Raw genomic sequence first — 15,208 nt, 5'->3', positions numbered from 1 at the left:
AAAGCTTGGCTATTTGAACGAGCCATACGCCTTGCTGGCCTGTTTGCCCAATTTGATCTTCGCCTTCTCGGCGCCCAATTCATCACGCTTCTGCTCCAGCAGATCCGCAATGCTGTTTTCCAGTGCCCGCGCCTGTTCAATCAAGTCCCGGCAGCCTGCCAGCACATCGCGCGGGTAGGGCTGTTGGCTTTCCTGATCCAGCTCTGCCACCAGCACGGTGCGCTGCTGCTGCAGTTCTTCAAGTGGTAGCAGCTCACCGGCTTCAATGCTGTCATGCATTGCTTGCGTGGTTTGCAGCAGCTGGAGGGAGAGTTCGGTTATTTTGTCCATGTAGGCTTACCCTCAACGGCGCATGTTGTCAGCGTAGGTGACGTGATTGAAGCTATCGATCATCCATGTCAGCTGCTCGCGTGGAATTTCGGTCGGAACCAGCTCGAAGTGTGCCATACGTCCGATAATTTTGACCGGCTTCGCCAGTCGTTCAACTACATGGTAATAGTCCCTGTCGGCATAATCATCAAACAGTACGATCGTTGGTTTTTTGATCTTCATGAAAGTTGCCACGAAACAGGCGATTCTGAAGCGCCCGTCGATCAGGACTACATCCGGCTCAATAAAATCATCCCTGTCCCAGACGCTCAGTGGATAGGCATGGAAGTTACGCCAGCCAGAGTCATCAACCGGCCGAGCCCAGGCGGCGGTTGGGCCTGTGTTAACCGAGTGGATGATGGCGGGTGATGGGTGTGGCTCCTGCGCGATATAGCGGCGCATTTTATCGGCCCAGTCCAAGTCATTCTCAACGGTGAAGATACGCTTGCCTTTCATCTCTGAGGCCACAATGGTAGAGCCACCACTGCCGTACTCAAGAATTGTATGGGCACCGGCGTAAACCTCCTTCAAGTGCTCGGCAACCGCTGCAGGCAGGGTCAGGTGCGGCTTGGCAACCGGCCCGGCGGCGGAGGTGTGGGTGCTACTGTTGGCAATCAGCCTTGGTGGGCGTCTTATGCCGGAGGGTTTGCGCGGTTGCTTGTCTGCAATCTGCTTGTGCACCTTGTAGTCGATGTACTGCGAGGCCTCTCCGGTGCTGCCTTCATCGGTAACCGGATCGTTGTACCCAAGCACTTCATACGCCAGCCCCTCAAGACCGTAGGCCGTATCAGCAATAAAAGCGAGCTTGCGCCGATCATTGTCGCTCATCGCCTTCAGGCGTTCATGTGCCGGAATAAACAGCGCGGTGGCACTGAACAGCTCATTGGCGTATCGGTTGGCACCGATGATCGTTTGCGGCACGTGTGTGCGGCGCTCGTCATCACTGAAACAGTAAAAACGAAAGCCATGGCGTGCCGCCCAATGGGAAATCTCAGTCAGATTGGGTTGACGATGGTGTGTGGGCTGGAAGGCGATATCCGCATGCAACAGTAATGCATTTTTAAGGGCGTTTGAACCCTGCTCCAGCACATCAAGGCTGTTGTTTAGGTCGTCCAGGACCAGCCAGTCGATGCGTGGCAGTTCGCTGACAGTATCCAGTGCCAGAGTATTGATCGGCAGCTCTGCCAGTACTTTCAGCTCATGGCGGATCGGCTCGGGTAGGTGATCATGCGCGGGTAGCGGTTTAAGTGTGCCGCTTAGATTACCAGATTGACAGGCATACAGCGTTGCCGGTTTGCCATCACCTAAAAGAACATTGGGATAGTAGTGCATGCCATCAGCATGACGCAGCAGGTGCTTAAGGTGATGACTGGCCGGGTCAAACGCGATCAGTTCGAGCGTACCGGCCTCCAGCATCTGCTTGATCACTGGCACATTCATCAGCTGACCTCCGTGATCAATCGCGATCACCTTGCCTTCGAACTCCCATTTGAAGGTCTGCTGATCTTCAGCTTCGGGCGGTGCCTCCGGATGTAGGAGCGGCACGGGTTCGGCTTCATCGGCAAACACCACCTCGCCCTGTTCATTAAAGCTTAAGGCCTCGGGCTGTTTGCCTTCGCAGTAGCGCTGCCAGATCGCACGCAAGGCATTGTTCAGATGGCCGGCAAAAGTATCGGCATCGCAGACCGGCGATTGCAGCAAGACTGCACGCAGGTGGGTGCGGATGGTGGCCAGGCTATCCAGATCGGCAGCCAGCTCCAGTACCCGGGCGTGGTATTCCTCCCAGCTGTGTGTGACAAGCTCCGGCATGCCGGCGTTGACCAAGTGGGTAGCCGAGTGGCGGCCTGCGAAGGTTGGTCCCGGCATGGTGACCACCGGTACCCCCATGGCAAAAGCTTCACAGGTGGTCAGGCCGCCGGAGTAGGGCCAGGGGTCAAGCGCGATATCCACTTCGTTGTAGCAGTCCAGCAGCTCTCGGTGTACCGAAGGGCCTTCAATGCGAACCCGCTCTGCACTGATACCCAACTGCTCCAGTTTGGCCCGGATTCGCTGCTGTAACTCTTCCGAGACGTAGAAGTGCCCCTTCAGGTACAGGTGCGAACCTGGCAGGGCGTGCAGGATGTTAGCCCAGTGTTCCAGCACCACATCGTTAACCTTGGTAGGGTTATTGAAACACCCCAGCGTAATATAGCCGTTGCGTTGCGCCGGCAGTGACTTGACTGGCGGGATGTAGTCGGGCATCTCATAACAGATGTAGTCGCCCGGCAGCCGCATCAACTTTTCGGTGTAGAGATGGTCGACCCCGGCAGGGGTTTCGATCCAGTCACTGACCAGGTAATCGATACTGCTCAGGCCGGTGGTGTTGATAAGGCCGCCCACCCATTTCACCAACACCGGTGCCGGCTCCAGCGCCATCACGCGCATGCGGCTGCCACTGAAGTGACCGGCCAGATCGATCAGGATATCGATTTTGTCCTGCCTGATTTTGGCGTCCAGCGCCTCATCGGACAGGTGGTTCACCAACTCGTAATGCCCCAATGCCTGAAAGCGCTTGTTGATACCATCAACCTTGCCGTTACTGCTGTAGAAATAAAACTCAAAGGCATAAGCAGGAAGGTGCTCCAATGCACGGGTGATCATGCGGCCCACAGGGTGGCCATTGAAACCTCCGGAGACCATGCCGATTCGTAACACTTTATCGGGTGTTGTATCGCTCGCAACGGCTCGGATGGCCGGTTTGTTCAGGGGAAAACGGCGCTCCCACTCCAGGCAAACCTGGTGTATCTGTTCGGCGGTTGCATCCGGGTCGTAGTGCAAAATGGACAGGTAGTTGGAATAGGGCAGTGTATTACGACCCGCTATGGGGATGGCTTTTTGGTACAGGGACTGAGCGCGTTTGAGGTCGCTCAGGTCGCGATACAGGTTGCCTGCGTTATTCAAAATATTGTCATTGGTGGGAAACGCCTTGAGCAACCGTTCGTAGATAGGAATAGCCTCGGGATGACGGTACAGCTCGGTTAAAATAGTGGCTTTATGAAACAGGTAAAACTGATCATTCGGCGCCAGTGCCAGTGCCTTGTCGATCTGCTCCAGTGCCGAATTCAGCTGCTTCTGCTCGTAGTGGGCATGAGAAGCAAAATAGAAGGCTTGATCACTGTCTTCTTTTACGGCCAATACTTTATTTGCTTCCAGCAGAGCATCCTGGTGGCGGCCGGATAACAGGAAAAACTCCGCATGCAGCAAGTCCAATGCTGTATCGCGCTCACGCAGCAGGGTTAGGCTGTTGTTATCGAACAGCTGCTTGGCAGCTGTCATATCCTTGGTATCGAGCGCGTAACGCAGCAAATACTTATAGGCACTCAACGTATCGTTGCCCATTGCAAGCTGCTGCCGGGCAGTGGCTACCGTCATTGATGAGGCTTTTTGGGGTGAGGTGCGTTTGGGCTGTTTTGGCTGTGCGCGGCGCTTGCTCATGCTGGCATCCTGTTAAAGCGAATCTGACCGACATCCTAAAGCGGGCTTCGTTCGTTGTCACGGCTGGTGTTGGGCGTGGTTTTAGGTGTGAAGGGGGGCACGAAAAAAATCTCAAGCTTTCCTGGCATCGGGCGATAACAAGAGTACGAGTGGTTAACCGTGCAGCTTGAAAAGCTGAAAAATTTCAAAGATGTGCTTACAGGTGGCCAGAGTGGCCACGTATTGAGGAGATAGACTCATGGCTATGGTAATCAACTCCAACATTATGTCGCTTAATGCGCAGAACCAGCTGACCAAAAGTCAGAACGATCTGAACACCTCTATGGAGCGCTTGACCAGCAGCAAGCGAATCAACTCTGCTGCTGACGATGCTGCGGGCTTGGCCATCGCCAACCGTATGACTTCTCAAATTCGTGGTCTGGATCAGGCGGTGCGTAACGCCAACGATGGTCAGGCACTGATCCAGACCGCCGAGGGCGCGCTGGATGAAACCACCAATATTCTCCAGCGCATGCGTGAGCTGTCGGTACAGTCTGCCAACGGTACCTACGACTCAGGTAACCGTGCCACCCTGAACGCCGAGGTCTCTCAGCTGCAGGAAGAGCTGACCCGTATCGCTGATACCACCTCGTTCAACGGCCAGAAATTGCTAGATGGTAGCTTGGGCGAGTTGAAGCTGCAGGTGGGCGCCGACGCCAACCAGACTATCTCTGCCGAAATTGGCAAACTGGATGCCAAAGGCTTGGGTGGCAGCTCGGCTGATGTGATCGGTACTGCAAGTAGTGCCTCTTTGGCAGACGGTTTAGGCGCTATTTCAGATAGTACAGACGCGACAACTATGAAAATTAATGGCCAAAGCGTCGGTAACCTCACTGATGGTGCGACAGGCTCTAGTTCTCTTCAGAGTAAGCTGGATGCGATCAACTCCAGGATTTCTGGTGTTGAGGTGGGTGCCTTTACCGAGTTGGAAGGCAAGTCTGGCGATTCAGTAACCGGTGTGATTACTGGCAGTAATGTACTGGAGATCAAACTTGTAGGTCCCGGTGCTGAAAATAACCAATTACAAATCACTGATACCGGCAGCATGGAAGAGCTAGTGGATAAAATCAACGAGCAGGGCGGTGGCATGCTCAAGGCCAGCCTGAACGATGAGGGTGGTCTGGTTCTGTCCAGTGAAACCGGTGCACAGATTACGGTAACAGCGAGCGATGCCAGTGTCGCGGCAGGTCTTACTGATGATAATGCGACTGATAAAGTTCAGAACGCCCAGCTAACTTTCACCATCACCGACCCCAGTGTTGAGAATGTGGATATCGAGTTGGGTACAACTGCGGTTCACGCTGCGGCGATAGGTGCAACAATTGGTCTGCAGGAGCGTGATGGCGCTGATATTACCGGCTTCTCTACTGGTGGTGGTGCCACCCTGGCTGCTCAGGAATTGGTGATCAACGGTGTTGCTATTGGCGCGGCTGAGACTGGAACAGGGGTCTCCACTATCGCGGCCAACAATGTAGCAGCGATTAACGCAAAATCGGCTGAAACCGGAGTGGTTGCCTCCGTTGCTGATGATGAGTCCATTACTCTGCACTCAGTCAGCGGCGATGAGATCAGTATCTCCTACGGTGATGCGGCGACTGCCGAAACCAACGTGAAAGCGATTGGATTCCTGGAAACCAATACGGCTGAGAGCGCGGGCAACTCTGTAGCCGATATCGACATCTCAACAGCAGCAGGTGCCCAGAAAGCGATCGGTATTCTGGATGATGCGCTGGAACAGGTGAACAGCGTCCGTGGTGACCTTGGTGCGATCTCCAACCGTTTGGACTACACCATGAACAACCTGTCCAACATCTCCGAGAACCAGGCCGCTGCTCGGTCTCGTATCGAAGACGCCGACTTTGCCAAAGAGTCTGCCAACCTGTCCCGTGCACAGGTACTGCAGCAGGCCGGTTCAGCCATGCTGGCCCAGGCCAACGCTGCACCGCAGCAGGTACTGTCACTGCTGCAGTAATACGCACTAGGGTCTATCCTTAATGTGTAAGGGCTGCCCCACTGGGGTAGCCCTTTTGACCAGGAGGTAACGGGTATGAGCATCGAATCAATCGGCACGAATAATGCCCCGTCACAACAGGTCGTGTCTTCCCGTCAGCTGCCTGAGGCCAACAACGCCGCCACTGCTGCACAGGTTAAGCCCCTGACCAACAGCACCCAGTCGGTACAGCAGAACGCACCGGCAGAGAAGGTTGAGGTATCGGCAGAACGGCTGCAGGATGCTGTCGAGAAGATGAACGAACTGATGCAAAGCGGTAATCGCTCGCTCAGGTTCCAGGTGGATGACACGGCCGAACGTGTTGTCGTCAAGGTACTGGATATCGAAACGGATGAAGTTATCCGCCAGATACCCACGGAAGAAACCTTGAAATTTTCAGAATTTCTTGAGGGTATGGTGGGGTTGATCTTCGACCAGAAGGCCTGATCCTTCCGGGCAGTCTGCTACACTGTATCGCCCAAGCCCAGTCAGGGAGGCCCCTCTAATGTCCAATATCATTTCATCACTTGGTGGCGGTTCAGGGATTGATACCACCAATCTGGTATCCCAGCTGACTCAGCTGGAGCGCGCGCCCAAAGAGCAGCGTCTGGATACGCGCCAGGAAAAACTCGAAGCGCAGATCTCCGGTTACGGCGCGCTCAAAAGCGCCATGTCTGAATTCCAGAGCCTGATGGCTCCGCTAGGGGGCAGCGATATTTTCAACGCCCGCTCGGTTGCCTTCCCTGAAACCAATGTTATCACCCCCAATTCACTTGCCGCCGGTGCTCAGGCGGGCAGCTATCAGATTGAAGTGCTTGATGTCGCCCGCGCCCAGTCGCTGGTGATGGGTGGCAGCAGCGACCGCAATGCGCCCCTGGGTGCAACCGGTGAGCTGAATATTCAGTTCGGCGAGTGGGGCTACGACACCACTGATCCCAATAACCCCATCCCTGACAGCTTCACGCTGAACGATAATCGCCCCGCGCTGAATATTACGGTGGAGGCGACCGACACCCTGCAAACCCTGGCGGACAAGATCAACAAGGGTGATTCCGGGGTGCAGGCCAGCGTAATGAAGGTGGATGGTCAGTTCCAGCTGATGCTGAGCGCACCTTCCGGTGGCGGCAACGCCATGCAGATTACGGCATCCGATCCATCCCTGTCGGCATTCGAGTTCAATGCCACCAACCAGGGCGCGCTGGAAACCCAGCAGGCCAGTGATGCGGTGCTGAAAATCAACGGCCTTGAAGTTCGCCGTGAAACCAACACGATCAACGATGTGATCGATGGTTTCGACTTTACCCTCAACCGCGCCAGTGTGGGCGAAACCGTCAGTTTCTCCATCGATGCCGACAAGGGTGTGGCGCAGCAGGCGATCCGCGATTTCGTCGAGGGTTATAACAGCTTCCTGCAGACCGCCAAGAACCTGACCGGCGTCACCAAGGATGAAGACGGCAATACCGTGCGCGGAGAACTGGCCGGTGATGGTACCGCCAAGTCATTGATCAGCCAGCTGCGCAGCATGATCGGCAGCGAGGTGCAGGGGCTTGAGTCGGGCTTTACCGCGCTGACCAACCTGGGTATTCGTACCGAGCTGGATGGTACTCTTTCAATCAACGAGAAAGAGTTTACCGCCGCCATGACCGATAACTTTGATCAGGTCGGTCAGTTGTTTGCGCGCAAGGCCAGCTCAAGCAATAACTTTGTCGATGTGGGTATCGGCGCCCGTGCCGGTGGTACGGTAGCGGGGCAGTACAATGTCGAGATTACCCAGGACCCGAGCAAGGGCAGCATCCAGACCGATGCGGTGGCTGAAGGCCTGTTTGATACGCCTTTTGATGCCGGCGCGGGTGATAACAGTTTCAGAATCAGCGTAAACGGCACCCGTTCCAACCTGATCACCTTGACCGGTACCTATACCAGCGCAGAAGAGATGCGCGCCGAGCTGCAGTCGCTGATCAACGGTGACGAGCGCCTGAAAGGGGTCAACGCCCAGGTGGACGTGGCTTATGATGAAGGCACTGGCCAGTTCAGCTTCACTTCGCGTGATTACGGCAAAACCTCCACTGTGAGCTTCAGTGGCGCCACTGCCGCCATGGCCGACTTGGGTATCAGCGATGATTTGCTCGGTACTCAGGGCAAGGATGTACAGGGTACAATCAACGGGGTGAAGGGCTTTGGTGCCGGTGAGGTGCTCTTGCCTGAACTGGGGTCCGACGCCTACGGCCTCAACCTGACTGTGCGTCCCGGTGCTTCCTCTCAGGGGGCTTTTACCATGAACTTCTCCCAAGGGGTCAGCGGTGAGTTGAGTGGCCTGATCGAGCGGTTTTTGGGGCAGGGCGGTGCCATTAGCTCCCGTGAAGAGAATATCGACAAGCAGTTGGAGGAGGTCGCCGTTGACCGTGAAGACCTTGATCGCCGCATGGAGCAGTATGAAACCCGCATAAGCGCCCAGTTTCTGGCGATGGAGCGAATTATCAGCAGCTTGAACGGGACCGGCGATTCCCTTGATGGTCTTATTGATCGCTTGCCGTTTACCGCGAAAAAGTAAAACCGAGCCGTTATAGTCATGGTTCTTTTTTCATTTACCGACAGCTAAGAGTAATCAGATGAACAACAAGGCAATGAATCAGTACAAAAGTGTCGACCTCAACGCTGCGGTTGAAGCCGCCAGTCCCCACCAGCTGATCAGCATGCTCTACCGGGGTGTACTGGAAGCACTGGCCAAGGCCGGTGGTGCGATCGAGCGCAAAAATATCGAGCAGCGCGCTGAGCAGATCAACAAGGCCTGCCAGATCATTGTTAACCTGAAAGGCTGCCTGGATATCGAGAAGGGTGGTGAAGTCGCCGAAAATCTGGACAGCCTGTACGATTACATGCTGCGCATCCTGATGGAAGCCAACCGCAACAACGATGCAGCCAAGGTGAAGGAAGCCGCCGACCTGCTGGCACCTATCGTTGACGGCTGGTCACAGATCCCGGCTGAAGAACATAACAAAACCGCTGTGAAGTAAAAGCGGTAAAAGGGTCGAGTAACGTTTACTCACCCCGCACCTGAACAAGCCGAGTTTATGCTCGGCTTTTTTGACGGCATTCACAAAAGGAGGTGTGATGAGCCATGACCAGAACTTCAAGAATCTGATTCTTGATTACCCTCGCGAGGCGCTGGAGTTCTTTGCGGCTGACGAAGCCGCAAAGATTGACGCCTCAGCACGCATTTTACCCCTGCGGCAGGAGCAGTTGAAAGAACGCCTCGGCGACCGCTTTCATGAGCTGGATGTGCCGCTGCTGGTGGAGTGGCCTGATGACAAGCGTGAAGCCTTGCTGTTCATACTGGAAGAGGAAAGCGACCCGCGCCGTTTCTCCATCCACCGGCTGGCGCACTACTGTCTGCACCTGGCCGAAATGCTCAACACCGAGCGGGTGGTGCCGGTGGTGATCTTCCTGCGTGATGGCGCAGTGCCTGACCGGCTGGAACTTGGCGGCGATCGCCACACCTATCTGAGCTTCCGTTACCTGGCTTGCCACCTGCCTCGCCTGGACTGGCAAGAGTACCGCGATAGCCAGAACCTGACCGCACGGCTAAACTTGCCCAATATGCATTACGCGCCTGAGCGGCGTGTCGAAGTCTATGCACATGCCGTGCGAGGGTTGTTCGAGCTGGAACCCGATCCGGAAAAGCAGATCAAATACATCGACTTTATCGACATCTATACTGCGCTTGAGCCGGACGAGCTTGAGCGTTATTGCCAGGAATATTCGGAGGATGTGCAGAAAATGAGCAGCTTCGCGAAACGCCATTTGGAGCAAGGCCGTCAGGAAGGTATGCAGCAAGGTATGCAACAGGGCGAGGCCCGGATTCTGTTGCGCCAGATGGAGCGTAAATTCGGCAAGGTATCGGTCGAAGTACGCCAACGCATTAACCAGGCTGATGAATCCACACTCTTGGAGTGGTCCGAACGTATCCTGACCGCCAACAGCCCGGAAGAGGTGCTGCATTGAATGATTAATGCTTTGTCGCCTGTTTGGAGTAGCTGTGCGTTTATCCACTGAGCAAATCAACGCAATACTGAACAGCGTTACTCAGGTACTGGGAGATGCTGTCCTTTTCGTAGGGGTTTATGGCTCTCGTCTGGACGATGAGCGAAGAGGCGGTGATGTTGATTTGTACTTGGAAACTACCCGCCCGGTACCGTTATTGCGGAAGGCGGCGCTTGTTCTTGAGCTGGAAAAGCAACTGGGTTTGCCCGTTGACTTGCTGGTGCATGTGGCGAGCACAGCGTACACCCCCTTTCAGCTGATAGCGCGAAAGAACTCCATGTGTCTGAAAGAGGCTGCATAATGGTTGACCTTCTGCAAAATGAAAAACGATACCTGTCTCAGCTATTGGAAGCTGTTCAGCGATGCTCCTATTTTCTGCATGAATCAAGCTCCAAGTTGGAATGGCCGTTGAGTGGTGATTCCCTTTGGCAGCGGCGCAAGGATGCCGAGTTATTTGAAACCTTGGCTGCCATCAATGAGCGCTTTGCAAAGCTGCAGGATACACTTGCTTCAACCATGCGCCACTGTGCGCTATTGATGAGTGAAAATACGGATAACTTCTTGAAAGTTCTTGTGTACTTTGAGAAGCGTGGAGTAGTGCCATCAGTTGAGCTGTGGCAACAGGGACGCATGGCTCGGAATATGGCGGCGCATGATTATGAGACGGACTACAGCCTGATCGCTGAACATTTTAATGTGCTCTCTGAGCTTACCCCGATGTTGCTCGTAACAGCGGGTCATTTGGTCGAAATTTGTAATAACGAACTGAAACTGAGTGCCGAACCTGGCGACTTCAACGATGAATTTGCCACGCTCTTGAGAGATATCGAGTGCTGGGAGAAATAAATGAGCAGTTTCGCGGAACCTATCCTGACCGCCAACAGCCCGGAAGAGGTGCTGCATTGAATAGCAACGCCGATATTCGCTGGAAACAGCGCTTCCAGAACTTTTCCCGCGCTTTTACATTGCTACGTGAAGCGATGGAGCTTGATCCTGCAGGACTGAGCTAGCTGGAAAATCGTTATTTTGGCTGGATGGACGATGTCCTTGAAGATGCCTGAAAGTGCTACCGGTCTGACTGCTGAACAAACAGGGTTGCTTGCTGAATGCTTTGACGCTTTCCCTGCTGTCGAGCAGGTGGTGCTGTATGGCTCCCGTGCCAAGGGTAATTGGCATGCACGCAGTGATGTTGATCATTACGACACCCTCAAGAATGCCCGCTTAAAAGACCATATCGACAGGGTTGGCATCGTGATTTATGACCGTCAACAAACGCATTGTGGTAAATAATGCCAATCCATTGACATCCCCCGCCCATCCAGTACCTTTGACAGAATCCTGACGAACCTCTTCGGATTCACCCATGCAAGGAACGGATACCCCCATTGCCCGCTTTGAGCTGCTGATACTCGACGATGATGCCGAGCGGCGGCAGGCGCTGCATACCTGTTTTGCCTTTATCGGCCTTGAGTGCCATGTTTTTGACTTTGTGAGCTGGCTGCAGCAGGGCAAGGCGTTTGATCTGTCGCGTATTGGTTTGGTGCTGATCGGCGAGAGCAGTCTGCCCATTGCGCTGGGCAAACTGATGACCGAACTGGATGCCGCGCGGGTGCGGCCCAAGCTGCTGGCCTGTGATTGGCCGGAGCTGTCGGCCGATGATTTTGCCCGTCACGGCATTCTGGGCCTGCTGGAAGCACCTTATCGTTATCCACAGTTGCTGGACTGGTTGCATCTGTGTGGGCTGATGCACGAGCAGCAACTGGACGCCTGGCCTTTGCAGGCGGAGATGCCGGGGTTTGTCGGCCAGAGCAAGCCGGTGCGCGAGATTCGTCAGCTCATTACCCAGGTGGCGCCGCGGGATATCAGCGTGTTGATCACCGGTGAGTCGGGCACCGGCAAGGAAGTCGTCGCCCGTTGTCTGCACGAACATTCGCCACGTTGCGACGGGCCTTTTGTGCCGGTGAACTGCGGGGCGATTCCATCGGAATTGCTGGAGAGCGAGCTGTTCGGTCACGAGAAGGGCGCGTTTACCGGCGCCATTTCCAGTCGGCCGGGGCGTTTCGAGCTGGCCAATGGCGGTACGCTGTTTCTGGACGAGATCGGCGATATGCCGCTGCCGATGCAGGTGAAATTGCTGCGGGTGATTCAGGAGCGCCAGTTCGAGCGGGTGGGCGGCAGCAAGACACAGGAAGTGGATGTACGCATCGTCGCGGCCACCCACAAGAACCTTGAGCTGATGATCGAGGCGGGTCAGTTCCGCGAAGACCTCTATTACCGTCTCAACGTGTTCCCCATCGAGATGCCGGCGCTGCGCGATCGGCTGGAAGACCTGCCGCTGTTGATCAACAACCTCTGTGGACAACTGGACGAGGGCTGTTCGCTGCAGTTTCATCCGGCGGCGCTGGCGTCACTGCAGCGTCACCCCTGGCCCGGTAATGTGCGTGAACTGGCCAACCTGATCGAGCGGCTCAGTATTATTCATCCCGGCGGGGTGATCGGGGTGTCCGAGTTGCCGCCAAAATTCCGTCACGTAGAAGAACCAGACCCGGCACGCTACGAACAGCTTAGCCTGCCGAATACGGTTGAAACCGAACCAGCCATGGCTGCGGTGAATAGAACCGGCACGCTGGATTTATCCACAACCCTGGCGTTGCCGGATGAAGGGATCGACCTTAAAGGCTGGCTGGAATCTCAGGAGCAGGCCCTTATCCGCCAGGCGCTGGATGCCTGCAAGCAGGTGGTGTCCAAGGCCGCACGATTGCTGCAGATCCGCCGCACCACGCTGGTGGAAAAGATGCGCAAATACGGGATTGAACGCCAGTGACCGATAGCCAAGCCCTTGAACAGCGCATCACCGAGCTGGAAGCGGAGCTGGCACAGTCACGTCAGCAGCAACAGCATCTGCAAAGCCTGATCAGCCGCATTCCTGGTGGGGTACTGGTGATCGGCCAGACCGGCCGCATCAACGACTTTAACCCGGCTGCCGAGACGCTGTTGGGGGTCGATCTGGCCGGCAAAAGCTGGCTGGAGGTGATCAATCTCTGCTTTGCGCCCCGGCCCGATGACGGTCATGAGGTGTCGTTGAAAAACGGCCGTCGCGTCAGCCTGTCGACCCAGGCGCTGGAAAACGAGCCCGGCCAGCTGGTATTCATCACCGATCAGACCCACACCCGCACCTTGCAAGAACAGCTGCATCACTATCAGCGCCTGTCGGAGATGGGACGGATGATGGCCTCGCTGGCGCATCAGGTACGCACCCCTTTGTCGGCGGCGCTGCTCTATGCCAGCCATTTGATGGCGCCGCAGCTGGATGATGACAAGCGCATCCGCTTTGCCGGCAAAGTGAAGTCGCGACTGACGCATCTGGAGCAGCAGGTGCGCGACATGCTGATCTTTGCCCGTGGCGAAACCAAACTGGAAGACCGTGTCGATGGCCGCACGCTGATGGCGCGGCTGGAGGATCTGCTCGACCAGCCGCTGACCCAGTATGACGCCGATTGCGACTGCATCAATGAGGCACCTGATGTGCTGATCCAGTGCAATCTGGAGGCCCTGCTGGGGGCAATTCTGAACCTGATCAACAATGCGCTTCAGGCCTGTGGCGAAGGCTGTGAACTGCAGCTGCGCATTAGCCGAGAGGCGGACCGGCTGTTGATCGCCGTCTGCGATAACGGCCCCGGTATGGATGCCGCCACGCTGCAAAAGGCGCAGGAGCCTTTCTACACCACCAAATCCCACGGTACCGGGCTGGGCCTGGCGATCGCCCAGGTGATGGCACGCGCCCACCACGGCACCTTCGAGCTGGATTCCACCCCGGGGCAGGGCACCTGCGCCCGTTTCCGGCTACCTTTACTCCAGCCTGTAACGCAACCAACCGAACAAGGAATGACATGAGCGCGACCGTTCTGATCGTAGAGGATGACGTGGATCTGCGCGAGGCGATCACCGATACCCTTGCGCTGGCCGACATCGCCTATCTGGAAGCCGGTAGCGGCGAAGAGGCGCTGGCACTGCTCAAGCAGCAGTCGGTGGATATGGTGGTTTCCGACGTCAATATGCCGGGGATGGACGGCCATGCACTGCTGGCGCGGTTGAAAGAGACGTTTCCGGCCCTGCCGGTGGCGCTGATCACCGCCTATGGCCAGGTGAGCAAGGCGGTGGATGCGATCCGCAAGGGGGCGGTGGATTACCTGATGAAGCCGTTCGAGCCGGAGCAGCTGATCGAGTTGATCCGCACCCATGCCCAGGGCATCACGCCTGCGAATCGGGACGAGCCCATCGCCGAAGCGCCGGGTAGCCGACAGCTGTTGCAGCTGGCGCAACGGGTGGCCGCCACCGATTCCACGGTGCTGATTACCGGCGAGTCCGGTACCGGCAAGGAGGTGCTGGCGCGTTATATCCACGATCACTCTTCGCGTGCCGAGCAGCCGTTTATCGCCATCAATTGTGCCGCCATTCCCGAAAGCATGTTGGAAGCGACCCTGTTCGGCCACGAAAAAGGCGCTTTTACCGGTGCGGTGAGCAGTCAGCCGGGCAAGTTCGAGCAGGCCAACGGCGGTACCCTGCTGCTGGACGAGATCAGCGAAATGGACCTGGGCCTGCAGGCCAAACTGCTGCGCGTGTTACAGGAGCAGGAGGTGGAGCGCATCGGCGGGCGCAAGGTGATCCCGCTCAACGTGCGGGTGCTGGCCACCAGCAACCGCCAGCTGGAACAGACCGTGGCCGAGGGCCGGTTCCGCGAAGATCTTTATTATCGCCTGAACGTCTTCCCGCTGCAGTGGCAGCCGCTGCGTGAGCGCATCGAGGATATCCCGCCGCTGGCGCAGCGTCTGCTGGCGCATCACTGCCGCAAGATGGGCCGGGCAGCGGCCGTCCTGGATACTGCGGCGGTGCAGCGCCTGTGTCAGCACAACTGGCCCGGTAACGTGCGCGAGCTGGATAACGTCATCCAGCGGGCGCTGATTCTGCAGGGCGGGTCCCGGATTCTGGCATCGGACCTGCATCTTGGCACCCAGGCGATCCCCTTGACCTCTTCTCCGGTCGAGATCGCACCGGTAGAACCCGTTGAAGAGGCATTGCCCGATGGGCTTCTGGGCAATGATCTCAAGCAGCACGAATATCAGTTGATTGTCGAAGCGCTCAAGGCCACCGGCGGAAGTCGCAAGGATGCCGCTGAAAAGCTCGGCATCAGCCCACGCACACTAAGGTATAAGTTGGCCCGAATGCGTGAAGAGGGAATTGATCTGGAGTCGATGTTAGCAGGTTAGTAAGCAGTCGCTTACCGTGGAGTTTAAG

General features: G+C 56.3%; 13 protein-coding genes. 11 read left to right on the top strand and 2 right to left on the bottom strand.

Features of this window, described 5'->3' with window-relative positions:
• Positions 1-9: 9 nt before the first annotated feature.
• Complete coding sequence (locus KTN04_RS11935) at positions 10-330, bottom strand: flagellar protein FliT (RefSeq protein ID WP_217335460.1); 321 nt, start codon at positions 328-330, stop codon at positions 10-12.
• A 12-nt stretch (positions 331-342) separates the two neighbouring features.
• A complete protein-coding gene (locus tag KTN04_RS11930) occupies positions 343-3,843 on the bottom strand; it encodes an O-linked N-acetylglucosamine transferase, SPINDLY family protein (protein WP_217335459.1) in 3,501 nt (1,166 codons plus the stop codon).
• A gap of 238 nt (positions 3,844-4,081) precedes the next feature.
• Between KTN04_RS11930 and KTN04_RS11925 the strand changes: the two genes are divergently transcribed.
• The 11 genes from KTN04_RS11925 (at position 4,082) to KTN04_RS11875 (ending at position 15,180) form a co-directional block, all read left to right on the top strand.
• Positions 4,082-5,854 (top strand): flagellin N-terminal helical domain-containing protein, encoded by a 1,773-nt coding sequence (locus KTN04_RS11925; protein ID WP_217335458.1) that lies wholly within the window; start codon positions 4,082-4,084, stop codon positions 5,852-5,854.
• Positions 5,855-5,929: 75 nt separating this feature from the next.
• Positions 5,930-6,319: a flagellar protein FlaG gene (locus tag KTN04_RS11920; protein ID WP_217335457.1), complete on the top strand. Its 390-nt coding sequence runs from the start codon at positions 5,930-5,932 to the stop codon at positions 6,317-6,319.
• A gap of 58 nt (positions 6,320-6,377) precedes the next feature.
• A complete protein-coding gene (gene fliD / locus KTN04_RS11915) occupies positions 6,378-8,423 on the top strand; it encodes a flagellar filament capping protein FliD (RefSeq protein ID WP_217335456.1) in 2,046 nt (681 codons plus the stop codon).
• A 58-nt stretch (positions 8,424-8,481) separates the two neighbouring features.
• Entirely contained in the window at positions 8,482-8,886 is a 405-nt protein-coding gene (gene fliS, locus KTN04_RS11910) for a flagellar export chaperone FliS (protein ID WP_217335455.1), read from the top strand.
• Between the two features lie 97 nt (positions 8,887-8,983).
• Positions 8,984-9,874 (top strand): DUF4351 domain-containing protein, encoded by an 891-nt coding sequence (locus tag KTN04_RS11905; protein ID WP_217335454.1) that lies wholly within the window; start codon positions 8,984-8,986, stop codon positions 9,872-9,874.
• A 34-nt stretch (positions 9,875-9,908) separates the two neighbouring features.
• Positions 9,909-10,214: a nucleotidyltransferase domain-containing protein gene (locus KTN04_RS11900; protein WP_217335453.1), complete on the top strand. Its 306-nt coding sequence runs from the start codon at positions 9,909-9,911 to the stop codon at positions 10,212-10,214.
• Entirely contained in the window at positions 10,214-10,759 is a 546-nt protein-coding gene (locus KTN04_RS11895) for a hypothetical protein (RefSeq protein ID WP_217335452.1), read from the top strand. Before KTN04_RS11900 ends, KTN04_RS11895 begins: the two co-directional genes overlap by 1 nt.
• Positions 10,760-10,954: 195 nt before the next feature.
• Positions 10,955-11,203, top strand: coding sequence for a nucleotidyltransferase domain-containing protein (locus KTN04_RS11890; protein WP_217335451.1), 249 nt, complete (start codon positions 10,955-10,957; stop codon positions 11,201-11,203).
• 73 nt (positions 11,204-11,276) lie between these two features.
• A complete protein-coding gene (locus KTN04_RS11885; RefSeq protein ID WP_217335450.1) occupies positions 11,277-12,737 on the top strand; it encodes a sigma-54 dependent transcriptional regulator in 1,461 nt (486 codons plus the stop codon).
• On the top strand, positions 12,734-13,807 hold the full coding sequence (locus KTN04_RS11880) for a sensor histidine kinase (RefSeq protein WP_217335449.1): 1,074 nt from the start codon (positions 12,734-12,736) through the stop codon (positions 13,805-13,807). Before KTN04_RS11885 ends, KTN04_RS11880 begins: the two co-directional genes overlap by 4 nt.
• On the top strand, positions 13,804-15,180 hold the full coding sequence (locus KTN04_RS11875) for a sigma-54-dependent transcriptional regulator (protein WP_217335448.1): 1,377 nt from the start codon (positions 13,804-13,806) through the stop codon (positions 15,178-15,180). Before KTN04_RS11880 ends, KTN04_RS11875 begins: the two co-directional genes overlap by 4 nt.
• Positions 15,181-15,208 lie beyond the last annotated feature (28 nt).

This window comes from Marinobacterium weihaiense (assembly GCF_019061305.1).
Taxonomy (GTDB): Bacteria; Pseudomonadota; Gammaproteobacteria; order Pseudomonadales; family Balneatricaceae; genus Marinobacterium; species Marinobacterium weihaiense.
This window is presented reverse-complemented; position numbering and strand designations above follow the sequence as displayed.